This is a genomic window from Streptomyces sp. NPDC101152, from assembly GCF_044768275.1.
In the GTDB taxonomy this organism is placed as follows: domain Bacteria; phylum Actinomycetota; class Actinomycetes; order Streptomycetales; family Streptomycetaceae; genus Streptomyces.
Map to the genome: position 1 here is coordinate 16022 of NZ_JBIWPO010000057.1, position 23998 is coordinate 40019.

Consider the following 23998-nt stretch of genomic DNA (forward strand, 5'->3'; position numbering starts at 1 on the left):
TTGCGTGACCGGCGCCAGGGGATCGTGCTCATCGGGGCTTCCAGGGGGCCTGCTCGTGTACCGGCTGAGGGAATCCCGCCGCCGCTGCGGCCGGGCGTGCCGTCAGAGTGCGCGCACGTCGTGAGCGGGGACAGGGGCCGCCCGGTCCCTTCCCGGCCCCGCCGGCTCATGCGGCGGGGCCCGTATGCCTCAACCGTCCGCGTGGATGCCGGAGATGAGCCGTGTGGCGAGGTCGGACTGGATCATCAGGTGGGTTGTGTGCTTCTGCTTTCCGGCGTCGTTCCAGGTAAGGGTGACCCTGGTCCAGCAGTGGCCCATGCCGCTGTCGTTGTACTCGACGCTCCACCGGGTGGGGACTTGCCTGGCGTGCACAACGCCGTCCTGGTGGTGGGCTGCCTCCCAACGCGTCAGGGTGTGACGCAGTTCGGCGGTGAGGTAGTGACGGCGCAGGGCGTCGGTCAGGCGGCCGTGGCCCACGTCGTGCAGGGCGTCGGTGTAGGCGCCGTAGAAGTCGGCGACGTGGTCGACGGTGGACGCCGGGCTCCCACTGCGGCCCTCAACCGCGACGAGGGCCTCGGCGGATCCCGTGCCGGTGGTCTCGGTGGCTGGTGCAATCATGGCGAGGCCGAGCACCATGGCTCCCAGCGCGATACGACGGAAGGTACGGGGCGTGGCCATGACGCTCTCCTCCCTTCTCGAAGAAGAACGCGGATGTACTTCACTTCTCAGTACAGCGCGGAAGCGGGTTGCCTTCGAGGGCCAACTGGTAGGTATGACAGGGCTGTTCAGGGCCTGGCGCGTCACGCTTCGAGGACGTCTGCGCCCGTCCGTTCTCACCGGTTGATGATGCGTCGTATACGTCAATGGGCCGGTACGCCTGTCCAGGGGCCCCGATCGCCTCTCGTCGGCCGGGCGGTGGCGAAATAACGTCGTGTGCCGTGCCCAGGACCCCGGCCGAGTGTCGGCCGACCCTGCACGCCGTCCTCGGACCGGCTTTCCCTGCCCGACTTCCTCCCGCGTGGTGGGTGGGGATCCGGTGCCCGGCCGACGGCGGGAGGGGGACGTCGGCCGGGCACGTCCACGCGCTTCCGGGCTGCTGCGGCCGGCCCGTCGGCCACCGGGTGGTCGACCCGGCGGGTCACCCTGCAGGGCGACGTGAGCACCCTTGACGGCCTCGCCGTCCCGATTGTTCACTCCTGTCCCTTCACACGCCCCGTCAGCCGCCCGGCACGACTCGCGCCCCGGAAGGACGGCGACCGGTCCCCTTGGTTCCGGTTCGGCCGGAATGACGGGTGCTGATCTCCAGCGCGGCCTGCTGGATCTGGCGGATCGCTTCGTCGAGTTCGTCCAGGCCGGCCTGCACGCGCCGCGCTGCGAGGTCGTCGTGGGTCACGAGTTGCAATGTGCCCGCGAGGTTCAGTCCTGCCGAGAAGATCTGGTTGATGGTGTCGGACAGTACTTGCCGCATGAGGAGTTCGATGGACGCGTTGTCGGGCGAAGGCAGGGTGGCGGCGTCGGGCAGGCGGATGGTGAGGCCGTCGCCGCTCGTAGGTGACGTGGGCGACTCGCCGAGGTGTTGTGCGATGACCTGGCCCGTGAGCCGGCCGTAGAGTTCCATGAGCTTCAGGTCCCGATCGGACGGTCGGCCGGGCTGTGACGCGTGGGTGGAGATCATGCCGATGATCCGGCCCGCCGGGTCGATCAGCGGGGTGGACTGGACGGCGCGGACGCCGGCGGCACGGAAGACCTGCTGGTGCGGTTCCAGGGCCCGGTCGGCGCGTACGTCTGCCACGACCGTCTGGGCACTCTGCCGGGCGGCCTGGCCGCACACGGAACTGTCGTCGCGGACCACCGAGAAGTGATCGATGAAACAGTCACGGAAGCCGGACTGGGTGACCAGGACGAGCGAACCGTCGCGCGGGTCGATGACCTGGATGTTCCCGAAGTCGGCGCCCATGAGTGCCATCGCCGTGTCGGTGATCGAGGGAAGCACGGCGCTCAGGCGGGGAACCTCGCGCAGTCCGGCCACCGCGTCCTGCACTATCTGGACGGCAGCGGGCTCGTCCAGGGCGAGGTCGACGTAGGTGCCGAGATGGTCCAGCCTGCGGGCCAACCCGTCTCCGAGTGGTGGTCGCAGCAAGGTCGAACGGTACGAGGCCAGCACCTCGTCCAGCCGCCCTGGGAGGTTCTGAGAGGTGTTCATGGACATGCACCCACATGCCTTCGTCGGGGCCTTGTCCCGCCGTCATCAGGCTACGTCCGTGAGGCCGTACCGAACAGGCGTACCGGTCCTTCTGAACTCGCCGGCCACCGAAGTCCGGCCCTTCCGGTGGATGGCCGTGAGGTCCGGGCAGCTCAGACACGGTGGAGCGGCTTGATGCCACTTTTGCGGGCTGTCCGGTAGTGCGGGCTGTCCGGCTTGCGTATGTCTTCAGGTGCCCAGGTGCTCGTACGGCTGGTACCGGCGCTCGAGGAAACAGACTGCGTCGGAAGCGACGCGGGCAGCCAGGGAATCGACCGGGGTGGGACTGGCGTTGTCGCGTCGCCGGTCTTCACGGCTGGTCGAGGTGAGTTGTGTCGCGATCGAAGAGGGCGAACGTCCGGTCCGCAACGTGGACGACCTCGATCCGCCCGGGTGGTCTCGACGATCAAACCGACTGGTCCTCGGCAGGGGAGCCGGTGGGGCCGTCTTCATGCGGTACCTGCGTCGAGGAAGGCCGTGTTCTGTGTGGTGGCGCGTCAGGTCCGGGGCCGGGTGGCGGTGGTCAGCCAGGAGAGGGCGCGAGTGATGTCGGCGAGGGTGATGATGCCGACGAGGCGGCCGTTGGCGAGGACGAGGGCGCGGTGGTCCCGGCTTTCCCTCAGGCGTGGCAGGAGTTCCACGACCAGGTCGTGCGGCGAGGCCGTGGTCACTTCGGGCAGCGGGCGCATCACGTCGCCGATCGTGGTCGTCGAGCGGGCCTGAAGCGGGGCACGGTTGATGAGACGGACAGTGACCAGGCCGGCCGCCGTGCCGTCCGGGGCGAGGACGGGGAACGCGGAGTGGCGGTAGCGGCCGAACGGGGCTTCGGCCAGGAAGGCCGCGAGGGTCGTGGTGGTGGGAACGGTGATCGGGTCGCGCGTCATCACGCGGCTGGCGGGGATCTCGTCCAGCACGCCGTGCAGCTGTGCCTGACGTTCCTCGGCGGTCGCGGTGGAGATCAGGAACCAGCCGATCAGGGCAGGCCACAGTCCGGACAGGTCGCTGGCGATGAACATCGCCGCGAACCCGGTAACGATCATGAACCAGCCGAGCAAGCGCCCTGCGGACGCGGCCCCGTGGGTGGCCCGCAGTCGGTCGCCGGTGCGGTGCCACAGGAACGCGCGCAGCAGGCGCCCGCCGTCCAGTGGGGCGGCCGGCAGGGCGTTGAAGACGGCCAGCACGATGTTGATCGCGGCCAGCCAGGTGACCGCCTCGACGACCAGCCCTGAGGTGTGCAGGGCGTCCAGCCACAGGGCCAGCCCCGCGAACAGCCCGCCCGCGACGGCACTGGTCAGCGGCCCCACCCCGGCGATGCGCAGCTCGGCGGCGGGCGTGCTTGCCTCGCTGTGCAGTCGGGCGACGCCGCCGAGCATCCACAGGGTGATGCCGTCGACCTGCACGCCGTTGCGGCGGGCGACGACGGCGTGGGCGAGTTCGTGGGCGAGCAGAGAGGCCAGGAACACGACCGCCGCCAGCAACGCCAGCGTCCAGTAGGCCCAGGGGGAGTGGCCGGGGTGGGCATCGGGGAAGCGAGCCTCGGCGAGAGTGACGGTGACCAGGGCGACGATGACCAGAACGCTCCAGTTCAGGCCGACGCGGACACCGGCGATCCGCCCCAGAGGCAACGTCTCGTCCATTGAGCTCTCACCGCCTCAGTGCACCAGGTCCCGCTCGCCGGAAACCGGTGCCGCACTCTCATCATCGGGTGGGGAAGGGCGCCGAGGGGTGGGCCACCAGGGCCTTGTCGGGGGACGATCGGCAGGTTCACGTGCGCGTTGACCGGGCATGGTCATGCTGATCGGCTGCCAGGCGCCTCGGGTATCGGGCGGGCGAGGTGCGTGGTGAACCAATCGCAGGCCAGCCGGGCGACGGCGGGCAGGGTACCGGGCTCAGAGAAGAGGTGTGTGGCGTCGGGGACGACGGCGAGCCGGTGATCGCAGTGCATGCGGTCGGCAGCGAGCCGGTTGAGGCTCAGCACCCGAGGGTCGCGGCTGCCGACGATGAGGAGGGCCGGGGCACGCACCTGCTCCAGGGCGGCGGGAGTGGCCAGGTCGGGGCGGCCGCCACGGGAGACGATCGCGCGGATGCCGGCGTCCGGCGCGGCGGCCTCCAGGGCGGCGGCCGCACCGGTGCTGGCGCCGAAGTAGCTCACGGGCAGGGCGGTTTCGTGACGCAGCCAGAGCGCGGCGGCGTGCAGGCGTCGGGCGAGCAGGACGATGTCGAAGACATTGGCGCGGTCGTGCTCCTCGTCCTCGGTGAGCAGGTCGAGCAGCAGGGTGCCCAGCCCGGCCCGGTTGAGGACGTCGGCGACGTAGCGATTGCGGGGGCTGTGCCGGCTGCTGCCGCTGCCATGTGCGAACGCCACCACCGCCGGGGCGGAGTCGGGGAGCACGAGCCGTCCGCCCAGCCGAACATCGATGGCCGGGACATGGACTTCCCGGTTCGGCAGCGAGGGTGAGGCGACTTGGGGGCGAGTAGACGGCGCGGGGCGGGCAGCCCGGGCGAGCAGCGCGGTCACCTCGGCGTCGGAGGTCTGGGTGAAGTCGTGGTACCAGGCGCCGACCGCGCCGAGGAAATGCAAGGACTGCAGGCAGACCATGTCGTCGGCGACCGTCCGCAGGTGCGCGACCGTCGAGGCCGGGCCCACGGGCACCGCGAGCACGACGCGGGCGGCGCCCTGGCGTCGTACGACCTGGCAGGCGGCCTCGGCTGTGGCGCCGGTGGCCAGCCCGTCATCCACGATCACCACGGTCCGCCCGTCCACGGGGACGGGCCTGCCGCCGGGGCGGTAGCGGAGCACACGACGGTCGAGTTCGGCCCGTTCGGCCTGCTCCACGGCGTCCTGCTCGCCGGGGCTGAGCCCGGTCTGGGCGAGCACGTCGTCGTTGAGGACGCGCACCCCGTGCTCACCGATGGCGCCGAAACCCAGCTCCGGCTGCCAGGGCACGCCCAGCTTGCGCACCACCAGTACGTCCAGCGGTGCGTCGAGCGCCTGGGCCACCTCGTAGGCCACCGGCATACCGCCGCGCGGCAGACCGAGCACCACCACCTCCTGGCCGCGCAGGAACTCCAGGCGCCAGGCCAACTGCCGCCCGGCCGCCCGACGGTCGTCGAAACGCATGGCACACCGCCTCTCCGTCTCCCTTGATTGCAACGCGTCGGCGGGGACGGCGGCAGAGGCATGCGGCCCCGATTCGGGACCATCGGACCCTCCCGAGACGTCTCCGCCAGGACGAGGCTTCGTTTATCTGCACGCGCTGTGGAGGTTCCGGCTCGACGACTGCGCTCAGGGGGGGATCATGACGTGGAGCGTTCCTCTTCTTCTCCGCCCTTCGGCAGACTCTCCACCACGTCGCCCACGTGCCCTGCCGTTCTGGCTGCGGGCAGTCACAACGGCAGGGCACGTGGGCGACGATCTCTCGGCTGTCGGGATCCGCTGCCACGCGGGATGCCTTCTCATCGAGGTCCGGCAGGAGATCGGTCCCGCCGCCGAACCCCGGCTGGGCCGCCTGCTGCACTCCGCCATCCGCCCTGGCGGCACGGCGGTCATTGTTGACATACGGCAGACCACAGGACTGGGCGCAGGCGGCCTCGGTGTGGTCCGGCTGGCACGCGCGCTGGCCGACCGGCACGGGCTGGCGTTCGCCTGCCTGGGTGCCGCTTTGCCGCTACCGGCTCTGCCCGGCGCGAGTTCGGAGCCGACCGACAGACACTCCGTGCTCCCGAGCTGACCGCTCCACCGGTGGCCGACCGGCCTGTGTCGTGAGGCCGAGCGGGCGCGCCACCCGGTCGGCGAGGAGGCGGCCGGCGTCGGTACGGGAGTCGAACGCCATCACCCGTCCCCGCGCTTCCCACCGAGTCGGCCGGCGGGGTGCAGGGCCCGGGGCGCGCGACGGGAGAGGACGTCCCGGACCGGGCGCCGGGGCGTGGGGCGTACGAGGCCGCCGTAGCCGAACCGCAGGAGCATCTGCGGGTGGCGTCCAGCCACGCATGTCCGGCCCAACTGCTCGCGCAGCGCGGGCAGTTCCAGCGGCTGGGTGTGCAGGGCTGCGCATACGCGGTGGGCGGCGGCGTGCAGCAGGACCCGCTGCAGGCCCTGTCCGGCCCGCAGCCAGTCCTCGGGGAGGTCCTGCCCGGTGTCGAGGAGGGCGGCCAGACCCAGGGTCGGACGAGCGGGGTGGGGCGAGATGTCCCCCCCGTAGCCCAGGCGGGCGTGTGCGGCATAGTCGCGTCCGGCGAAGGCGGTGGTGTCGGGGTCCCGCGGATAGGTGCTGGGAGGCAGGCCGTCGTGGCGGGCGCTGCCCCGTGGAGTGGTCCAGTTGGCCAGCTCGACGCTGTAGGCGGGGCGGCTGCGCCGTACGGCCTCGGCCGTACGGATCAGGTCGGCGGCCCTGCGCAGGTCTTCGGTGGTGCTGAGGGGTGACAGCTCGGTGCCCTCATGGCGAGCGTGCTCTTGCAGTTCCTCGATCAGGGTGACGGGCAGCGGATCGGGCCGGAACGGGCCCCGGTGCGTGTGCCGGCGCGTCAGGGCGGCGTACATCGCCTCCTCGTCCGCGTCCGGCCGCAGATACGGTCCCCAGCGGACGGTCGCCAGGTGCCAGGGGGCGGCCGTGTCCGGGAAGGCGCGGACCTGGGGCAGAAAGCCGAGATGCCGCATGGCGATCCGCAGGTTGAACAGGGCGGCGCCGCAGCCGATGACCAGCTCCCGGCCGGCGGGATCCGTGACCGGAAGCCCGCGAGAGGTGTCGGTGTGCAATTGCACCTCGCCGCCCTGGCTGACGAAGCGCCAGGGCTGGGTGTTGTAGAGGGAAGGCGCCATGACGGCCGCGCGGACCAGGTAGAAGGACGCGTGACCGGCGGGCGAACGCAGAGCGGCCATGGCCGGCACCGCCGTTCCATCGTCGGATTCGTTCTCATCGGCGGGCATCCGCGAGACGGCCGCCTCGCGGGCTCACCATCGAGCATCGGTGCTGGGGTGCACCGTCCGCAGGTACTCGACGGCCCCGGCTGCGGGACGGTCGGCCCATGTGCGGCTGGAGGCAACGCGGTTGAGGAGTCCGGGCCGGGTCACTGAACGGCTGGGCGGCTCGGTGAGTCTGCGGGTCGCCGCCCGCTGCGGCAGCCCGCTGCTGGTGGTGCGCGGCGAGCGGGCGCCGGGCGAGCCGCAACACGGAACGGTGCTGGTGGGCGTGGCCGACGACACCGACGCGAGTGCCGCCCTGTTCGCCTTCGAAGTGGCCCAGCGACGCGGCGCGCAGGTGTGGGTCCTGCACGTGGCCGCCGTGCCGCAGCCGTCGGGCAGCCTGCCCGCGCCTCCCACCGCGCGGCTGGAGGCAGAGCTGAAGACGCAGCTGGGCAGCGAGGATGCGGTCCCGCGGATGGCGATTTCCGCGCTGCGGGAGAAGTTCCCCGAGGTCGGAGTGCGGATCGACACCGTGTGGAGCGGCGCGGCGAGGGCGCTGGTGGAGGCCAGTCGGGCGGCCGACCTGGTCGTGATCACGGCACGCCACCGGCATGGGCGGCGGCTCGGCCTACAGGTCGGCTCGTTCACGCACGCGTTGCTGCACGGAGCGCACTGCCCGGTCGTACTCGCACCCGTCGGCTGAGCACGGCCAAAGGGACCGCAAGCCGAAGCACGAAAGGAGGAAAGGACGATGATGTACTGCAGGATCAAGGACGTCATGACCCAGGAGGTGGTGCGCGCCGACGGTGCGACGCCGTTCAAGCAGGTCGCCCGGCTGCTGTTGGACAACCGCATCAGCGGGTTGCCCGTCGTGGACGACGAGGAGAAGGTCGTCGGAGTGATCTCCGAGACCGATCTCCTGCAGCATCAGGTGCAACAGGTCGAGGGCTACGGGCACAGGCACGTCCGTCGGCCGAAGCTGACCCGCTCGGCCCGCACGGCCGCGGTCAAGGCCCGTGCCAGGACCGCCGATCGGCTGATGACCCGGCCCGCGATCACCGCCACCCCGGACCACTACGTCACGGAGGCTGCGCAGATCATGCGCGAGCACGGTGTGGACCGGCTGCCCGTGGTGGACGACAAGCATCGCCTGGTCGGCATCGTCACCCGCGGCGACCTGCTGCGGGTCTTCCTGCGCACGGATGAGGAGATCCGCCAGGACGTGACGCGGCGGGTGTTCTTGGGACTGGATGTTCCCCGCTATGTGGTGGACGTCGGAGTCGATGGGGGAGTGGTGACCCTGAGGGGACATCTGGAGCGGCGCGAGGACGCCGAACTCGCGGCGTGGATCGCCGGTCACGTGGACGGGGTCGTGGGGGTCACCAGCCGCCTCACCCATCGCCGCACCGGCACTCGGGCACGTTCCGGCGTGGGGGCCTCCGGCCACATGTGAGGGCGGAACCCTCACATGGGCGCCTTGGTCCGGTCGGCCCCCTGGGGGAGTCGTTCGTCCCATCGCCGGGAGCCGCATGTGGTGCGAGAGTTCAAGACGAGTCCGCGAGCCGGCGAGAGGGATGCGGTTCGCCCGCACAATTCCTCGTCGCCGACGTTCCCCGTGGCCGTGCAGGGCGGTGACCACGGAGGACTCGTATGTCTCGCGGGTGGCGCCGGTTTGGGGACCGGCGCAGGCCGCCGAAGCGGCCCTCGGGAAAGGGGCGGGCCGGTCACCCGCCCCGGTGCCGGGCCCTGCCAGCCCGACGGGCGGCGATATCGTCGTCACAGGTGATCCTCGTACGGCTGGCGGACCCGGCACCTGGCTTCCAGAGCGGGAAGCTGCCAGGAACGCCTCCGAGCCGGACGGCGAAGGGCAGCTCGCGGGAGAGTTCCCGTCGCCCGGCACCACCACTGCGTCGCCGAACCGGCGACTCCGCGCGGCCACCGCCGTGGCAGCTGCGGGCACACTGGTCCCGGTGGCCGGCGGTGGGGCGGCGCTCGTCCTTGCCCTCGACGACAGCTGATGCACGAGTAGACCTCGACCTCGACGGCAGGAGCGCATCGGGCTCCGACATGGTCTGTTCGGCCCTGGTGGTCCGGCCGTGGCGCGCCTGTAGTGGAGGGGAAGGGCGAACGGAACCGCCCATGCGCTCCCGCAAGCCGTCGTCGCCGGCCCCAGGAATGACGCCGACGAGATGGGAACGCGGAGGTGATGCCGATGCCCGACGCACGGGATGAGGAGGAAACGATGTCGCACACCGCGGAATGGAAGGTCCGCCTCTACTTCTTCGAGGAGGAGGGGACGACGAAGGCACGAGTGGTGCTGGACACCGGGACCACCTCGCTCACCGGCCAGGGGGCGGCGCACTGCAAGCCCGGGGACACCGACGTGCCGGAGATCGGTGACGAACTCGCCGCCGGCCGGGCGCTGCACGACCTCGGCCGGCAGCTATTGGACACCGCCGGGCGGGACGTCGTGGCCATGGACCCGTCCGCGGCCAAACGGGAATCCCCACCGGCCGTCGGCTGGCCCGTATGACTGGAAAGGCGGTGTGACCGGTACGGGCGCCGCGGGCAGGGCGCGTGGCGCTCACTGCTTCGCAGGGGCCGTCCGGGAGGCGTCGAAGCGGTACCCGATGTGCGCGGCGACCGAGACCACACCATCGACGTTGTGGCACAGCCGTTCGATGATCGGGACCAGGCTGCTCGCCTCGACGGTTCCTCCGAGGGTCACCTTCCCCTCGCACACCTCGGCCGCCACCTGCGAGGGCGCCAGGTGCAGCGTCCGCTGCAGTACGTCCTGGGTGATCTCGTCTCGGATGGCGTCGTCCCGGCGCAGGAAGATCCGCAGCAGGTCGCCGCGACTGACGATGCCCAGCAGCCGGCCCGCCTCGTCCACCACGGGCAGCCGCTTGATGTTCCGCAGCGCCATGAGGCGGGCCGCCTCGACCACGGTCCACTCCGGACGTGCGCAGACGGCGGGGGCAGACATCAGCTCCTCGGCCGTGGCGCCCTCGGCCTTGGCGCGCTCCCACGTCTCCACGTGCGGCACTGGCGTCCGGCTGGACGGGTCGGTCTGGGCGGAGCACTTGCGCAGCAGGTCCGCCTCGGACACGACACCCAGGGGGTGGTCCATCTCGTCCACCACGGGTAGGGCGGTGATGTCGTTCTCCGCCAGCAGCTCGACGATCTCCTTGAACGGCGTGTCGCGCCTGGCACGGACGACATTACGGGTCATCAGGTCGGCAACAGTACGATGCCGCATGTCGTCCCCCCTCGCGGCGTGACGGCAGGCGCGGCCACATGCCAAGCGTGTCAGGAACAGGTCGTCTGCAGCAGAGCCGACCAGGACCTGTTGAGGGCCGGAAGGCCCGGAAACAGAGCCGTCCGGTCCCCTCGGATCAGGGTTCCTGAGCCCATGCGGCCGCCGCCCATGCGTGCCACGTTGGGTACAGGAGCAGGCTGAGGAAGCGGGTGACGATCATGCGAGCTCAACTCGGTGACGTACTTGTCGTCGAAAGCCCGACCACCGGGGTCACCAAGCGCGACGGGGAGATAGTCGGACTGCACCACGAGGACGGAACGCCTCCCTACGACGTGCGCTGGTCGGACACGCAGGAGGTGACGCTCGTGTTCCCCGGTCCCGACGCGCACGTCCGCCATGTCGAACACGCGCCCAGGAAGCCGGCCGCCGAGCGCGACAGGGCGGGCACGGACTGAGGAACGACCGAGACCGCGCCATCGCCCCTGGCGCTCTTTCAGCAACAGCGGTTGCTTCCTTGAAGATCAGCCCCCAGGGAGGCGCCGGCCACCGGTCGCCGGTCCGGCTGCGCCAGGCGTCGAGGAGTACCCACGCCGTGCCGTCACGGAGAAACCCGCCGAACATGCACCGGCCCACTTCCCCCTGTTCCTGGCCCGGACCGGATTGGACCGCCGCCGCAGGCGGGCCTTGACGCGCGCCGGCATCCGCAGGGTCGCCGGCATCGGCTCGGCCCGGCCTCTAGCTGTATTGATCACGAGCGTTGTTAACGCTGGCCCGGCTTGATCACGGCGAAGGCCTCCGTGTGGGGTGGAGGTGTCGAATCTTCACCGCACGGAGGCCTTCGTGTCCCACCGTAATGCCCGGCTGACCGTTCACGGCAGGCGGCTGCTCGTCGAACGTGTCGATGCCGGCCGCCCCGTCGCCCACGTCGCCGCAGAGATGGGCATCTCGCGTCCCACAGCCCACAAGTGGATCCGGCGCTGGCGACTGGAGGGCGAGAACGGGCTTATCGACCGTTCCAGCCGTCCGCGTACGACCCCGCACCGGACCGCCCCCACGACCGAGGCTCGTGTCTGCCGGCTGCGGCAGGACCGCAAGCTCGGGCCCGCACGCCTGGGCCCCATCCTGGGACTGCCCGCCTCCACCGTGCACCGCATCCTCACCCGGCACGGCCTGAACCGGCTGGCCTTCCTGGACCGGCCCACCGGCCAGCCCATCCGCCGCTACGAACGCGACCGGCCTGGCGAACTGGTCCACGTGGACGTCAAGAAACTCGGCCGCATCCCCGACGGCGGCGGCCACAAAGTCCTGGGCCGACAGGCCGGTCGGGCCAAACGAAGCAGCGTCGGCTTCGACTACGTCCACTCCGCCGTCGACGACCACACCCGCCTCGCCTACAGCGAGATCCACCCCGATGAGAAGGCCGCCACCTGCGCCGCCTTCCTCCGCCGGGCCGCGGCGTTCTTCATCGCAGCCGGGATCGACCGCATCGAGCGGGTCCTGACCGACAATGCCTGGCCCTACCGCAAGAGCTTCGCCTGGCAGCAGGCCCTGGCCGACCTGGGCGCCAGCCGCAAGCTGACTCGCGCCTACCGGCCGCAGACCAATGGCAAGGTCGAACGCTTCAACCGCACCCTGCTCGACGAGTGGGCCTACTTGCGGCCCTACACCAGCAACACCGAACGCACGGCAGCCCTGGCAGACTTCCTCCACGCCTACAACCACCACCGCTGCCACACCGCACTCGGCGGCCATCCACCGATCAGCCGTGTGAACAACGCTTCAGGTCAATACATCTAGCGCGCAGGTCGGCATGGGCTGAGCGAGTGGACCGAGGATGGGGGCCGTTCGGGGTACCAGGAGGGTCGTTGGCACTCAGGCGGAGCCGGTGGCGGCGGAGGAAGGTGGTGGCCGAGGTCGAGAGAATTCTGCCTCCAGCCGGTCTGGGAGGCGGGGCTGTGGCCGGGAATTCCCTCCGCGACAGCGGGCGGGACGATCCCCGGGCCGAGAAGGACAAGACGCCCGAGGGCCGGCACGTGCGAGGAGGCACCGTCGTGATCACACGGATCCTTGGCGAGGGCCGGTACGAGATCGCCGACGCCCACCTGGGCACGCTGGGGGAGCTGGACGCCGTGGTGCAGTCGGCGGCGGCGTGCGGAGACGACGAGGAGTGCGTGGCCGGGGTCCAGGCCCTGCTGGACGCCGTACGCGACCTGGGCACCCCGGTGCCGGACGACGTGGGCGTGCCGTTGGACCTCCTCCTGCCCGACGAGGGGGCCAGCCGACGTCACATGCGCCGGATACAGGGACTGCTGGCCGACGAGGGTCTGATCCCGGCGGGACTGGGGGCGATCCCATGCGCAGCCGCTTCGCGCCCAGCCAGCTGCTGACGGCCCCCCATGCGCCCGACCTGCTCGCGACGCGCGACTGCAACGTCGCCCCAACGAGAAACCGCACCTGCATGGCGTGATCAAACGGCTGTGCCGCATCGGACACGTCGGCCACCGCGACGCCCGCCGCTCAGGATGGGGGATCGGAGGCGACCAGCCTGATACCGGTTACCAAGTCGGGGCGGATGCGTACGGCCTGGTCCATCTGCTGGTCCGACCAGGGGAGGAGCTTCGCCTGGTAGCGGGCCACCGTCTCCGGATCCGTGACGAGGTGGCAGTAGCCGGTGACGACCACACTCCAGCCGAGGTGGGTGCCGGGATCGATGTCGTCTGCCTGGTAGGCGACAACGACACCGCCGACACCGTCCTGACGGGCATGGGCGGCCAGGGCGGCGCCCTCGTGGGTACGCACGACGATGTCGCCGTTGTCGAGGATGTGGTTGACGGGGCGGATGGCCGGCAGTGCCTTGCGGGTGAAGACGACACGGCCCAGTGAGACGCTGCCGAGCAACCGCAGTGCCTCGTCCGGGGTGAGTTCGACTGCGCGGCGCACCCCTGAGATGTTCGTCGCGCGTTCTTGGCTGGCCGTGACGAACCGGCGGGCTGTCTCGTCCTTCACGGCCGGAGCCAGGTCCTGGCGGTGCCATGGTTGTCCAGTCGGCCTGCGGCCCTGTGATGTGGCTGGTGTGCCATCGACGGTGCCCTTCACGCGCGGCGGCACCTGTCCGCCGCACGGGGCCGGAGGCCGGGGCCGCTCGCAGGTCTGATCCTCAATGGAAAGCGTGTCGAGCATGGTGCGCCAGGGCCGTTCGGCCCTTTTGGGATCACAGGGCAGTGAAACCAGCGCTCTTTGAGAGGTGCGGACAACGGCGTTCACCGCACACACGTCTGCGTTGGTTCCGGCGTGCCCATGGTGGCGGCCGGTCGGGCGGCTCCGCCACGACCGGCCGCTTTCGCACTCTTCTCTCAGGTGTGGCGCTTGGCCCTCAGCCCCAGCAGGGCTGTCCCCGCGGCGAGGACGAAGGCCAGGGAGCCGACCACCACGTTGCTGACGATCTCCGCGGTGGTGTGCGCGTTCCTGGAGGCGTTGACCGCCCACGGGGCGACGATGGTCCACACTCCGATCCCCGCAGCCGCCCAGCTCATGGCGTGCGTGCGCTCGTAGGCGGAGCCGAAACCGCCGCCTATGAAGAACGCGTACGCCAGCCCGGCGATCAGGTTGGTCACGGCGACCGTCGGCAGGCTCCCCTCGAAGCCCACGATCCACGCCGATGCCGCCAGGTACAGACCGGCCAGCAGGCCGAGTCCCTCCATCACCTGCGCTGTCACCGTCGAGGTCGCCCGCTCGGAGCGGGCACGCAGCGCCAGGATGTCCGGGTGTTCCTCGATACCCGGGAATATGCGTTCGGCCACGTTAGACACCTCCACCGACATTCCGGTCCCGCCGGACCCGCAGCGCACCGGGCAAACGGGACCCGTCTTTATCTCTCCCTTACAGCGTGCGGCTGTCGCCGCCGGATGTCGTGGGCCGAACGTCCCGTCGACAGGGAGGAAGCCCATCTTGCGGACACCGGTAGCGGGCCTCGCCGGAGCGCGCGACCGCACCGGGGTGGCTGCCGCGGGAGCCGACGCACCTGGGGCCGTACGTCCCCGCACGCGGTACCTGTGGCCCCTGCCCGGCCGCCGTGCCCGCACGGATGCTGGTGTCTGAGACACGAGCTGCGGCCGAGGGACGGTGACCGGTGATGAGCGGATCCTCCGGCGGTCGCGTCATCGTCGGCGTGGACGACTCCCCGGCCGGCCTGCGTGCCCTGCACGCCGCCGTGGCACAGGCCAGGGGGCTGGGCCGGGAACTGATCGCCGTGCGCGCCTACCCGGCGCCAGCTGGTGGTGGCACAGCCTGCCAGAGCCCGCCCGACTGGCGGCTGCCACCCCTTCCCCAACCTCCGACGTCCGAGCCCTGGCACCGGCTGCAGGCCGCCTGCGAACAGCGGGAACTCAACATGGTGGTCCGAACCTTCGAGCAGGCGCTGGGCGGTGTTCCCCAGGAAGTGCGCGTCCACCCGGTGGCGTCGGTCGGCCCACCCGGCCCGGTGCTGGTCGGCGCGGCGTACAGGGACGACGACCTGCTGGTCGTGGGCAAGCCCCCCGCACGCCGCCTGCGACGACTGTGGCCGTGGCGCTGGTTCCGCCGCTCCACCTGGCGGTACTGCGCCAAGCACGCCATGTGCCCGGTAATGACGATCCCCGTGAGTGATCTCGTCCGCTGTAGTGCCGACATCCACCGATGCCGGCACTCCCTGGAGAAAGCATTCGACGCCATGCGACAACCACTCCATGACAGTGAGAAAGCCCGCGACACCGATACGGATGGCGGTGGTACGAACGGCTGGCCCACGCGTGCGTGCTGCTGCTCCGCCCCACCCCAGGTCAAAGTCCTCATGCCGGTTCGCAACGGCCTCCCGGTCGACCTCTACCTGTGCGGCCACCACTACCGGGTCTCGCTCGGCCCGCTGACGCTCGCCGACGCGACCACCCTCTTCCGGGACCGGTCGTCGGTCGTGTCGTTCGCCGGGCACAGGTAGCGGGTATGCCCGACCGACCGGCCGCAGAGCCCGGGGTACGCGGCGGTGCTGGTCGACGACGGCGTAGAGGCAGATCTCGTGAAGCGCTGTGGGACAGTGCCTCTCGCCCTTTCCGCCCGCTCGGCCTCTGTGAGCGCGGGCGCGACCAATGCCCAGGCAATAAGATTGGTTGGGCGATCGTCGGGGGCCACCGCCGCACTCCTTGAGCTTTGCCGAGTCCGATGCCCACCGCGGACCTGCCAGCGGTGCAACACGGTGGTCGAGCCCGCCCCCACCGAGTTGCGTCGCGAGCCCCAGAGCGCGACACCGTGAAGAGAGCCCCGGCGGTCGCCCGGCACTCGGCCGACGTGTCGGGATCGCCGTCGCGTTCTTGAGTTCCTTCAGCGGATCGTGACCGGCAGGCGCTGTGCCCCCTTCGAGCACCGGGGCCGCGCGGTCATTCTCCTTCCGGATTCGACGGATTCACCGACGTCGGAGTGTCGGTGGGCGGCCGGGACGGAAGAGCCGCGAACGCCAGCGCCGCTCCACCAGCCCCGACCGCAGCACCGACCGTGAGGCCGAGGCTTATCCCGCTGACGAACGCCGAGCGGGCCAGGGCCGCGAGCAGTCGGCCGGACGTACCGCCCACCCGCTGGGCGAGTTCCAGCGCCCCGCCGAGCGAGCCGAGCACGCTGTCGGACAGGATGCGAGGGAGGTGGTACGGCGCCAACGGTGGGGCCATGCGATCCTGGTAACGGGTCGTCAGCAGGCTGCCGATCACGGCGACGCCGAGCGCGCCGCCCAACTGCACAGCCCGCCCGCGACGACCAGCAGGCCGGTTCTTGTCGAGGACCACGTCGGTGATGTCGACCAGTTCGGTCGTCAGGGTCGGGCCGGTGCGGGCGCGGAAGAGGTGCTGGTCGCATCCGGCGAGTGCGTAGGTGGACCAGAACGCGAGGTCTTCCCAGAACCATCGGCATCCGAGGCGGGCCGCGGCCTCGTGTACGAGGAGGTGGTCGGGGTGCCGGGTGACGGCGGCAGGGGCGAGGAGTTCGGCGTCGGGATGGGCGTCGACGACTGCACGGAGTTCGTCGGTGATCTGCTCCAGGCGGTCCTGGCTGTAGGGCCGGTACGGCGGGTCTGCGTCCTTGTGGCCGAGGAGGATCCGGTTGGCTGCGAAGGGAGCGAGGGCGGCGGCGCCTTCCAGGTTGCACAGATCGGATACGGCGGCCTCGGTGGTGTACGCGTCTTCCAGGGCCGGGTGGACGCTGGTGGAGGTCCCAGCTGCGAGCCGTAGAAGCACAGGACGTACCCGTGGTGCAGGGCAACTGGGTACCAGTCGGGTGAGGCGGGGGATGGTGATGCGGGACGTGTTCGCCTGCCGCTGGAGCCACCGTCCGAGATCATCGCCCTGACAACCCCTCGTTACGTCGCGGAGCCGCGATCGTTTGCAGGATATGGATCTTGTAGGGGCGGGTCGGCCCGCGGCCCCGGATATGTCCGGGGGGCTGCTGCCGGGATGCGCGGCAATGGAGAGATGGTGCAGGTGAACACTGTGGCATCGGACACGACAGCAGGGGTGTTGCGGGACCTGGAGCCGTCGGTGGGGCGTCTGCTCGACCGGCATCTGGGCGTGGCGCGGGAGTGGTTTCCTCACCAGTACGTGCCGTGGAGCGGAGCACGGGACTTCGACGGCCCTCTGGACGGCACCGCCTGGGATCCGCAGCAGTCGGCGCTGCCGCAGGCGGTGCAGGACGCTCTGCTCGTCAACCTGCTCACCGAGGACAATCTGCCCAGTTACCACTTCGAGATCGCCTCTCGCTTCGGCCGGGACGGAGCCTGGGGCACCTGGGTGCACCGGTGGACGGCGGAGGAGGACCGCCACGCCTGCGTCATGCGGACCTATGTCCACGCCCGTCGCGCGATGGACCCGGTGGCCCTGGAGGAGCTGCGGATGCGGCAGGTGGGCGCCGGTTACCGCAGTGACCTGCCGACCGTCCTGCACGCGCTGGCATATGTGACGGTGCAGGAGCTGGCGACCCGTCAGGCGCACCGGAACGTGGGTGTCATGTGCGGTGACCCGGTGGGGGAACAGCTGATGGCGCGCATCGCCGCGGACGAGAACCTGCACATGCTCTTCTACCGGGATCTGTACGCCGACGCTCTGCGTATGGTCCCGGATGCGGCGCTGGCGGCCCTGACCGACGTGATCTGCGGCTTCCAGATGCCGGGCACGACGATCCCCGGCTTCCGCGCCCGTGCCCTGCGGGTGGCGGCCGCCGGCATCTTCGATCTCGACGTCCACCACGAGCACGTCGTACGGCCCCTGCTGCGCGCCCTGGGAGTGATGTCCCTGTCCGGCCTCGGCCCGGCCGGCGAGCAGGCCCAAGAGCGGCTGGGGCAGCACCTGGTGTGGCTGCGGGCGCAGGCGTCCCGCGCGCGAGAACTGTACGAGCGGATGAACGCCGGCGGCGGTTCCGGGCGTTCCCGCACCGGAGGACGGGAGGTCACGGGGTGACACAGGAAGTGGGACAGGACGTCCAGCCGGTGCTGCACGAGCGTCTGGTCACCCTGTTGACCAGTCACCTTGACGTCAAGGCGGAGCCGGAGCAGCTGACGGCGGAGACGACCTTCGAGAGTCTGGGGATGGACTCCTTGTCCTTGATGGAACTCGTGGTGGCGGCCGAGGAGGAGTTCGGGATCGTCCTGCCGGAGGAGGCGGTGGAGCTGTCCCCGGCGGCCACGCTGGGCGAGGCCGCCCGGATGTTCGATCATGCGCGCTGAGGTCGCGGTCACCGGACTGGGCCTGGTGACTCCCGCGGGGCACACGGCCGAGGAGAACTGGGCGGCCCTGTGCCGGGGCCGCTCCCTGGCCGCGCCCGACCCGGAACTCGCGCATCTGCCCGTCGACTTCTCCTGCCAGGTGCCCGGTTTCGACGCCGTGGCGGAGCTCGGCCGGTCGCTTGCCCGGCGGGTGGACCGGTTCGTGCACTTCGCCCTCGTCGCCGCCAGGCGGGCCGTCGTCGACGCCGGGCTCGATCCCACGTGTTGGCCCGCCGAGCGGGTGGGCGTCGTGCTCGGTGTCGGCTCGAACTGCCTGAGCACCTACGTCACCGAGTTCGGCCATCTCGGTGCGGGTCGCCCCGAGCGGGTATCACCGCTGGCGCTGCCGCGCAGTGTGCCGAACATGGCCGCCGGAGAGGTCGCCATCGATCTGGGCGCCCAGGGACCGAACTTCACCACCTCCAGCGCCTGTGCCTCGGGCGCGACCGCGATCGGTGTCGCACGGGACCTGCTGCGGTCGGGCACCTGCGACATCGTCCTGGCGGGCGGCAGCGAGTCCGGCCGCTCCCGGATGACGGCTACCTGCTTCACCCGGATGCGTGCGCTCTCCCGGCGCCGGGACCGGCCGGAGCTGGCCAGCAGGCCGTTCGACGCGGCGCGGGACGGCTTCGTCCTCGGCGAGGGCGCCGCTGTCCTCGTACTGGAACGCCTCCCGCAGGCATGGGCCCGCGGGGCGCCGGCGCTGGCCCTGCTGAGCGGCTACGGAGCCGGCGCGGACGCCCGGCATCCGGTGGCCCCGGACCCGACCGGTGCCGGCGCGGCCCGGGCGCTCCGCACTGCGCTGCAAGACGGGGCCCGCGCCGCCCGCGACGTGGGTCTGGTCAACGCGCACGGCACCTCGACGCCGTTGAACGATGCCTCCGAGGCGGCGGCTCTGACCCGGGTGTTCGGTGGCGACGTCCCGCCGGTGACCGCTTCCAAGGGCGTGATCGGTCACGCGCTCGGCGCGGCCGGAGCGATCCAGGCCGCGTACACGGTCCTCGCCCTGCGCCATGGCCTCGTCCCGCCGGTGGCGAACTTCGAGGGCCAGGACGGCGAGCACAAACTGGACATCGTGGCCAGCCGTCCGCGCCCGGTCGACGCGACGACCGCGATCAGCTGTTCCTTCGGGTTCGGCGGGCAGAACGCCGTCCTGCTCTTCACGTCCACCTGAGAAAGACCCGATGCGAGAAAGAGCGTTGACGCAGCAGGGCCCGCGGCAGCGAGCCTGGTGGATCATCCTGTGCGCCGGGCTGGCGGGCGTGGCCGCGGTGCTGCTGGCACCGCTCGCGTTCGCCGCGCTGAGCACGGGCGGCGCGGTCGCCACGGGGACCGAGGCGGAACGCGCCCGGCAGCGTGCGGAACACCTGGGCGTACCGGCACCCGACCTGGTGCTGGCGCTGCCGCACCGGCCGGAGGGAGCCACGCGCGTCGTCCGGGCCCTCGCGCGTGAGCCGGACGTACGAGCGGTGTGGTCGGCCGGGACGACGGGTGATCCGTGGCTGCGCTCCCGCGACGGCCGGACCGAGCTGGTCGAGGTACGGCTGCGCGGCACGGACAAGGACCGCAAGCATGCGGCTCCTCAGGTGGTGGCCGCCGCCCGGTCGGCCGTACCCGGGTTGAAGGTCGCGGCGAGCGGTGAGGCGTGGACCGACCGCGCGGTCGACGAAACGGTGGAACGTGACCTCCGGCGCGCCGAAGTCCTCGCGGCACCCGCTTTGTTTGTGATCCTGGTCCTCGCCTACGGCTCCCTGGTCTCCGCCGCGCTGCCCGTCCTGGTCGCCGGTCTCGCCGTGGGCTGCACCCTGCCCGTCCTGGGTCTGCTGGCGCGGGCCGTGGACATGCCGCGGCCCGCGGTGAACGCCGCTTCGGCCATCGGTCTCGGGCTGGCCGTCGACTACAGCCTGTTCTTGCTCGCCCGGGTGCGTGAGGAGACAGCGCGCGGCGCGGGTCTGGAGGCGGCGCTGGCCGCGGCCCGTCGCTCCAGTGGCCGGTCGGTCGTCTTCTCCGCCTTCGCGATCACCGCTTGTCTGGCCCCCGTCCTGCTCGTGCCGGTGCCGTTGCTGCGCGCCCTGTCCATGGCCGGCATGGTCGTCACCGTGCTCGCCGCGGTGATCGCCCTGACGGTGCTGCCCGCCTGTTTGCTCCTGCTCGGCCCCCGGGCCGGGGCATGGGACCCCCTCGCCCGGTGGCGGCGCACGCTGACCGGGGAGGCGAGCCGGTGCTGGCGGCGTACCGCCCAGGCCGTCACCGCACGGCCGGTGTGGGCCGGGGGCCTGGTGACAGTGCTGCTGGTGCTGCTGGCGACGCCATTCAGCCAGGTCCGGCTCGGTGTGGTCGACGAACGGACCCTGCCCCCCACCACCGCGGCCCCCGCCGCGGCCGAGCGCGTGCGCAGTGAGTTCGCCGCCCCGCCCGACCGGATCCTCACCGTGGTGGTCACCGGACCCGAGGCCACGGCCGGTGCCGCCGCGTACGCCGGCCGGCTTCACGCCCTGGCGGGCCTCACGGCCGTACGCGTCGCGCGAAGCCTCCCCGCACAGCAAGCGGCCGTGCTGCTGGCCGTCGCACCGGCCGCACCCGGCACCCGGGCCTGCGACGACGCGGTGCGGGCCGTGCGCAACGCCCCCGCACCCGGCGACCTGGCCGTGGGCGGCCGGGCCGCCGAGGTCACCGACACCGCCGACGCCATCGTGGCCGCCCTGCCGTGGTGCCTGACCTCGCTGGGTGTGGGACTCGTCCTCCTGCTGGGCCTGTTCACCCGCAGCGTGGTCGCGCCGCTGAAGGCGCTGGCCGTGGCGGCAGTCAGCCTCGGGGCGAGCCTGGGCGCCCTCGTCCTGATCTTCCAGGAGGGCCATGGCCGCACGCTGCTGGGCGGATTCACGGTGACGCACGTCCTCGACGCCTCGACGCTGTTGTTCGTCCTGCTCATCACCTTGGCGCTGTCAGTGGACTACGAGGTGTTCCTGCTTGGCCGTATCCGGGAGGAGTACCGGCGCTGCGGAGACAACCGCACCGCGATCGTCGAAGGGATCGCCCGCACCGGCCGCCTGATGACGTCCGCCGCGCTCGCCGTCGCCCTCTCCACCGCGGCCATGGGCACCTCCGACGTGGCCCTGCTCAAGCTCATCGGCATCGGCGTGGCCCTCGGCGCGCTCGTCGACGCCGCCCTCGTACGCGGCGTCCTGGTGCCCGCCGTCATGAGCGCGCTGGGCCCGGCCAACTGGTGGGCCCCCTCGATCCGCATCCCGGCCTCACGACAGCTGACCGTACGCCCAGAAAAAAGCGAAACATAAGCGATGGGGGAACGCATGTCACACTCCACCACCCCAGCTCCACCCGGCCACGCATCACCGGCCCAAGGCTCGGCGCCCGCTCCACGGATCGCGGCCATCCGGACGGCGTTCCCGCCGTACCACTACCCCCAGCACGAAATCATGGCCACGCTGGCACGCGCCACCCTCATGAACTCCCCGACCGGCGTCCTGATGCTGCGGAAAATCGAGGCGAACGCCGGCGTGTCCGCGCGGCATCTGGCCCTTCCACTGGACAAGCTCGTCGAACTCGCTGATCTGGACGACTTCACGCAGACCAACCAGGTGTGGCTGCATACCGCCCTCGACCTCAGCGAACAAGCCCTGACCGGAGCGCTGAACGCGGCCGGGGTACGCCCCGGCGAGGTCGACGCGATCATCAGCACCACCGTGACGGGACTGGCCGTTCCCTCACTGGAAGCACGGCTGGCACAGCGGGTGGGACTGCGGCCGGACGTCAGACGCGTCCCGCTGTTCGGAAACGGCTGCGCCGGAGGAGCCGCGGGCCTGGCCCTGCTCCGCGACTACCTGTGCGCACACCCGGACCAGATCGCCGTCCTGCTCGCGGTGGAACTCTGCTCCCTGGCCTACCAGCAGAAAGACGGATCCATGGCGAACATCGTCGCCGGCAGCCTGTTCGGTGACGGCGCGGCGGTCGTGGTGGCCGCCGGTGCCCACCGGGCAGGCGAAGGCCTGGGGCCGGAACTCGTGGACAGCGCCAGTTGGCTGGTACCCGACAGCCAGGACGCGCTCGGCTGGGAGATCGGCTCCTACGGCTTCCGGATCCGTCTGGCACCAGAGGTGCCCGCACTCACCGAAGAACATCTCCCCCAAGCCGTACACACCTTCCTCTCCCGCAACGACCTGAGGACTGACCGGATCGGCAGCTGGATCCTCCACGGCGGCGGGCCCAAGGTGCTCACCGCCGTGGAACGGGCCCTGGGCCTCCCCCCGGAGGCCACCGCACTCACCCGCCGCTCCATGGCCCACCGGGGCAACCTGTCGTCCGTATCGGTCATCGACGTACTGGACACCGCGATGGGCAACCCGCCCCCGACCGGCACTCCAGGTCTCGTCGCGGCCATGGGCCCCGGATTCGCAGTCGAACTCGTCCTGCTCCGCTGGTGACTCCGTCGCAAGCAACCCCAAAGGAGATGCCGTCATGACCGACGCGGGACTCACCGTCTTCCCCTTCTGGCTGCTGATGCTGATGCCCTTGATGACCGCCGAGCGCCTGCTGGAAGTCGTCGTGGCCCGACGAAACACTCGCTGGGCGATGGCGCGCGGCGGCGTGGAGTTCGGCCGTGGCCACTACCCGGTCATGGTTGTCCTTCACGTCGCCTTCTTGGCAGGCATCGTCGTGGAGATCGCCGTTACATCTCGGTCCTTCGTCCCCGCACTGACCTGGACCGCCCTGGCAATGGTGGTCCTGGCCAACCTCGTTCGCTTGTGGTGCGTGCGGGCCCTCGGCCCCCAGTGGAACACCCGCGTCATCATCGTTCCCGGTCTACCTTTGATCACCCACGGCCCCTACCGCTGGCTCCGGCACCCCAACTACGTGATCGTGATGACCGAAGGCATCGCTCTGCCCCTGGTCTACGGCGCGTGGACGACCGCCCTGCTCTTCACCGTGGCCAACGCGGCCCTGCTCGCCGTACGCCTCCGCGCGGAAAACTCAGCCCTGCGGCTCGCGACTGGTCAATGACCATCCGGCATGACACCCATCCACCCTCGCCCCCGCCGCCTGGGGACCATGATGAAGATCCGCTCGCCGCGGAAGCATTCCAGCGCAGCCCACGCGGCCGTGATCGTCTTGCCGGATCCTCTCGCGGAGACCACCGTTGAGCGCGCCCCTGCGCAGGCGCGGATGGCGTCCCCCGCGCGGATCTGCGAGACGGCCTTCGCCTGGTGTTCCCGAAGACTGATCACGACGTATCTCCCGCCTGGCGGGCAGACACCGGGCTGTCCTGGGCCTAGGGGCTCTGGGATGGCGGCTGCGGGAGCGGGGGAGTCTGCTGCCTGCGGCGCCGGCGCAGTTCGCGCTGCACCTGGGGGCGGGCGCATTCGCGGGTGCAGTACCTGATGCTGCTGGTGCGGTTCTGCCCGTACTCGGCGCGCCCGCGCCGGCGTACGAAGCTGCGGCGGCATCGGCCTGGGCCGACCGCGCTGCAAGCCCGATCAGGTCGTTGCAGACAAGGCCTGCAGCTTCCGCGGCTTCCGCGCCTACCTGGGGGTGAAGACCACGTGTGCGTGGAGGGTGTGGATGACACTACGGACCCTGCGGGTATGGGGATTTGACTCTCAGCGGGGTGAGACATAGCACTGCTACGATCGCGCCGGTGAAGATCGTGACGCAGGTCAAGCTCATGCCGGACGCCGCGCAGGCATCCGTGCTTGAGCGCACCCTGCGTACGGTCAATGACGCCGCGAACTGGGTGTCGAAGGTGGCGTTCGCCCACGGGGTGCCGCGTGAATATGAGTTGCGCAAGCACACCTACGCCGAACT

Annotated in this window: 23 protein-coding genes; 14 read left to right on the top strand and 9 right to left on the bottom strand. The window is 70.9% G+C overall.

Translation table 11 applies throughout. From position 1 onward, the window contains the following. Nucleotides 1-189: 189 nt before the first annotated feature. The 4 genes from ACIRVK_RS39190 to ACIRVK_RS39205 form a co-directional block, all read right to left on the bottom strand. Complete coding sequence (locus tag ACIRVK_RS39190) at nucleotides 190-678, bottom strand: hypothetical protein (RefSeq protein ID WP_404255869.1); 489 nt, start codon at nucleotides 676-678, stop codon at nucleotides 190-192. Between the two features lie 538 nt (nucleotides 679-1216). Next, complete coding sequence (locus tag ACIRVK_RS39195; RefSeq protein WP_404255871.1) at nucleotides 1217-2203, bottom strand: GAF domain-containing protein; 987 nt, start codon at nucleotides 2201-2203, stop codon at nucleotides 1217-1219. Nucleotides 2204-2739: 536 nt separating this feature from the next. After that, nucleotides 2740-3879: a site-2 protease family protein gene (locus ACIRVK_RS39200; RefSeq protein WP_404255873.1), complete on the bottom strand. Its 1140-nt coding sequence runs from the start codon at nucleotides 3877-3879 to the stop codon at nucleotides 2740-2742. 152 nt (nucleotides 3880-4031) lie between these two features. Continuing rightward, complete coding sequence (locus ACIRVK_RS39205; RefSeq protein WP_404255875.1) at nucleotides 4032-5363, bottom strand: phosphoribosyltransferase family protein; 1332 nt, start codon at nucleotides 5361-5363, stop codon at nucleotides 4032-4034. Between the two features lie 283 nt (nucleotides 5364-5646). On the opposite strand from ACIRVK_RS39205, the gene ACIRVK_RS39210 reads away from it, so the two are divergent. Further along, on the top strand, nucleotides 5647-5973 hold the full coding sequence (locus tag ACIRVK_RS39210; protein ID WP_404255877.1) for a hypothetical protein: 327 nt from the start codon (nucleotides 5647-5649) through the stop codon (nucleotides 5971-5973). A gap of 101 nt (nucleotides 5974-6074) precedes the next feature. Here ACIRVK_RS39210 and ACIRVK_RS39215 read toward each other — a convergent pair whose 3' ends face one another. Continuing rightward, a complete protein-coding gene (locus ACIRVK_RS39215) occupies nucleotides 6075-7121 on the bottom strand; it encodes an Acg family FMN-binding oxidoreductase (RefSeq protein WP_404255879.1) in 1047 nt (348 codons plus the stop codon). A 169-nt stretch (nucleotides 7122-7290) separates the two neighbouring features. Here ACIRVK_RS39215 and ACIRVK_RS39220 point away from each other — a divergent pair, with 169 nt between their 5' ends. From ACIRVK_RS39220 to ACIRVK_RS39230, 3 genes are all read left to right on the top strand, one after another. Continuing rightward, nucleotides 7291-7848, top strand: coding sequence for a universal stress protein (locus ACIRVK_RS39220; RefSeq protein ID WP_404255881.1), 558 nt, complete (start codon nucleotides 7291-7293; stop codon nucleotides 7846-7848). Nucleotides 7849-7896: 48 nt separating this feature from the next. Continuing rightward, the gene (locus ACIRVK_RS39225; RefSeq protein WP_404255883.1) at nucleotides 7897-8598 is read left to right on the top strand and encodes a CBS domain-containing protein; all 702 of its coding nucleotides are present in this window, start codon (nucleotides 7897-7899) and stop codon (nucleotides 8596-8598) included. Between the two features lie 789 nt (nucleotides 8599-9387). Beyond that, complete coding sequence (locus ACIRVK_RS39230; RefSeq protein ID WP_404255885.1) at nucleotides 9388-9678, top strand: DUF1876 domain-containing protein; 291 nt, start codon at nucleotides 9388-9390, stop codon at nucleotides 9676-9678. Nucleotides 9679-9729: 51 nt separating this feature from the next. On the opposite strand, the gene ACIRVK_RS39235 is transcribed toward ACIRVK_RS39230, so the two are convergent. Next, nucleotides 9730-10404: a CBS domain-containing protein gene (locus ACIRVK_RS39235; protein ID WP_404255887.1), complete on the bottom strand. Its 675-nt coding sequence runs from the start codon at nucleotides 10402-10404 to the stop codon at nucleotides 9730-9732. A gap of 218 nt (nucleotides 10405-10622) precedes the next feature. Between ACIRVK_RS39235 and ACIRVK_RS39240 the strand changes: the two genes are divergently transcribed. From ACIRVK_RS39240 to ACIRVK_RS39250, 3 genes are all read left to right on the top strand, one after another. Further along, on the top strand, nucleotides 10623-10859 hold the full coding sequence (locus ACIRVK_RS39240; RefSeq protein ID WP_404255913.1) for a DUF1918 domain-containing protein: 237 nt from the start codon (nucleotides 10623-10625) through the stop codon (nucleotides 10857-10859). Between the two features lie 385 nt (nucleotides 10860-11244). Then, nucleotides 11245-12201: an IS481 family transposase gene (locus ACIRVK_RS39245; protein WP_404255889.1), complete on the top strand. Its 957-nt coding sequence runs from the start codon at nucleotides 11245-11247 to the stop codon at nucleotides 12199-12201. Nucleotides 12202-12359: 158 nt separating this feature from the next. Continuing rightward, complete coding sequence (locus ACIRVK_RS39250) at nucleotides 12360-12791, top strand: hypothetical protein (RefSeq protein ID WP_404255891.1); 432 nt, start codon at nucleotides 12360-12362, stop codon at nucleotides 12789-12791. Between the two features lie 130 nt (nucleotides 12792-12921). Here the strand turns inward: ACIRVK_RS39250 and ACIRVK_RS39255 are convergent, their stop codons facing one another. Next, complete coding sequence (locus ACIRVK_RS39255; protein WP_404255893.1) at nucleotides 12922-13410, bottom strand: pyridoxamine 5'-phosphate oxidase family protein; 489 nt, start codon at nucleotides 13408-13410, stop codon at nucleotides 12922-12924. A 347-nt stretch (nucleotides 13411-13757) separates the two neighbouring features. Next, nucleotides 13758-14204, bottom strand: coding sequence for an SPW repeat protein (locus ACIRVK_RS39260; protein WP_404255895.1), 447 nt, complete (start codon nucleotides 14202-14204; stop codon nucleotides 13758-13760). Nucleotides 14205-14536: 332 nt separating this feature from the next. Here ACIRVK_RS39260 and ACIRVK_RS39265 point away from each other — a divergent pair, with 332 nt between their 5' ends. Then, nucleotides 14537-15376, top strand: a complete 840-nt coding sequence (locus ACIRVK_RS39265) for a universal stress protein (protein ID WP_404255897.1) — start codon at nucleotides 14537-14539, stop codon at nucleotides 15374-15376. 436 nt (nucleotides 15377-15812) lie between these two features. Here ACIRVK_RS39265 and ACIRVK_RS39270 read toward each other — a convergent pair whose 3' ends face one another. After that, nucleotides 15813-16658 carry a hypothetical protein gene (locus ACIRVK_RS39270; RefSeq protein WP_404255899.1) on the bottom strand — a complete coding sequence of 282 codons (846 nt, stop codon included), beginning with the start codon at nucleotides 16656-16658 and terminating at the stop codon, nucleotides 15813-15815. Between the two features lie 234 nt (nucleotides 16659-16892). Between ACIRVK_RS39270 and ACIRVK_RS39275 the strand changes: the two genes are divergently transcribed. The 6 genes from ACIRVK_RS39275 to ACIRVK_RS39300 are packed head-to-tail and all read left to right on the top strand — an operon-like array spanning nucleotide 16893 to nucleotide 23197. Then, nucleotides 16893-17873 (top strand): acyl-ACP desaturase, encoded by a 981-nt coding sequence (locus ACIRVK_RS39275; protein ID WP_404255902.1) that lies wholly within the window; start codon nucleotides 16893-16895, stop codon nucleotides 17871-17873. After that, nucleotides 17870-18139: a phosphopantetheine-binding protein gene (locus ACIRVK_RS39280; protein ID WP_404255904.1), complete on the top strand. Its 270-nt coding sequence runs from the start codon at nucleotides 17870-17872 to the stop codon at nucleotides 18137-18139. The genes ACIRVK_RS39275 and ACIRVK_RS39280 overlap by 4 nt, the downstream gene beginning before the upstream one ends. Further along, complete coding sequence (locus ACIRVK_RS39285) at nucleotides 18129-19352, top strand: beta-ketoacyl-[acyl-carrier-protein] synthase family protein (RefSeq protein WP_404255906.1); 1224 nt, start codon at nucleotides 18129-18131, stop codon at nucleotides 19350-19352. Before ACIRVK_RS39280 ends, ACIRVK_RS39285 begins: the two co-directional genes overlap by 11 nt. 10 nt (nucleotides 19353-19362) lie before the next feature. After that, nucleotides 19363-21474, top strand: coding sequence for an MMPL family transporter (locus ACIRVK_RS39290; RefSeq protein ID WP_404255908.1), 2112 nt, complete (start codon nucleotides 19363-19365; stop codon nucleotides 21472-21474). A gap of 15 nt (nucleotides 21475-21489) precedes the next feature. Continuing rightward, nucleotides 21490-22620: a type III polyketide synthase gene (locus ACIRVK_RS39295; RefSeq protein WP_404255909.1), complete on the top strand. Its 1131-nt coding sequence runs from the start codon at nucleotides 21490-21492 to the stop codon at nucleotides 22618-22620. A 34-nt stretch (nucleotides 22621-22654) separates the two neighbouring features. Then, nucleotides 22655-23197: an isoprenylcysteine carboxyl methyltransferase family protein gene (locus tag ACIRVK_RS39300; RefSeq protein WP_404255911.1), complete on the top strand. Its 543-nt coding sequence runs from the start codon at nucleotides 22655-22657 to the stop codon at nucleotides 23195-23197. The last annotated feature ends 801 nt before the right edge of the window (nucleotides 23198-23998 follow it).

Coding starts and splice junctions, on each gene's coding strand:
- ACIRVK_RS39275 (WP_404255902.1), top strand. CDS start 16,893: ATGGTGCAGGTGAACACTGTGGCATCGGACACGACAGCAGGGGTGTTG.
- ACIRVK_RS39195 (WP_404255871.1), bottom strand. CDS start 2,203: ATGAACACCTCTCAGAACCTCCCAGGGCGGCTGGACGAGGTGCTGGCC.
- ACIRVK_RS39295 (WP_404255909.1), top strand. CDS start 21,490: ATGTCACACTCCACCACCCCAGCTCCACCCGGCCACGCATCACCGGCC.
- ACIRVK_RS39290 (WP_404255908.1), top strand. CDS start 19,363: ATGCGAGAAAGAGCGTTGACGCAGCAGGGCCCGCGGCAGCGAGCCTGG.
- ACIRVK_RS39265 (WP_404255897.1), top strand. CDS start 14,537: ATGAGCGGATCCTCCGGCGGTCGCGTCATCGTCGGCGTGGACGACTCC.
- ACIRVK_RS39205 (WP_404255875.1), bottom strand. CDS start 5,363: ATGCGTTTCGACGACCGTCGGGCGGCCGGGCGGCAGTTGGCCTGGCGC.
- ACIRVK_RS39225 (WP_404255883.1), top strand. CDS start 7,897: ATGATGTACTGCAGGATCAAGGACGTCATGACCCAGGAGGTGGTGCGC.
- ACIRVK_RS39230 (WP_404255885.1), top strand. CDS start 9,388: ATGTCGCACACCGCGGAATGGAAGGTCCGCCTCTACTTCTTCGAGGAG.
- ACIRVK_RS39235 (WP_404255887.1), bottom strand. CDS start 10,404: ATGCGGCATCGTACTGTTGCCGACCTGATGACCCGTAATGTCGTCCGT.
- ACIRVK_RS39190 (WP_404255869.1), bottom strand. CDS start 678: ATGGCCACGCCCCGTACCTTCCGTCGTATCGCGCTGGGAGCCATGGTG.
- ACIRVK_RS39240 (WP_404255913.1), top strand. CDS start 10,623: ATGCGAGCTCAACTCGGTGACGTACTTGTCGTCGAAAGCCCGACCACC.
- ACIRVK_RS39215 (WP_404255879.1), bottom strand. CDS start 7,121: ATGGCCGCTCTGCGTTCGCCCGCCGGTCACGCGTCCTTCTACCTGGTC.
- ACIRVK_RS39300 (WP_404255911.1), top strand. CDS start 22,655: ATGACCGACGCGGGACTCACCGTCTTCCCCTTCTGGCTGCTGATGCTG.
- ACIRVK_RS39200 (WP_404255873.1), bottom strand. CDS start 3,879: ATGGACGAGACGTTGCCTCTGGGGCGGATCGCCGGTGTCCGCGTCGGC.
- ACIRVK_RS39285 (WP_404255906.1), top strand. CDS start 18,129: ATGCGCGCTGAGGTCGCGGTCACCGGACTGGGCCTGGTGACTCCCGCG.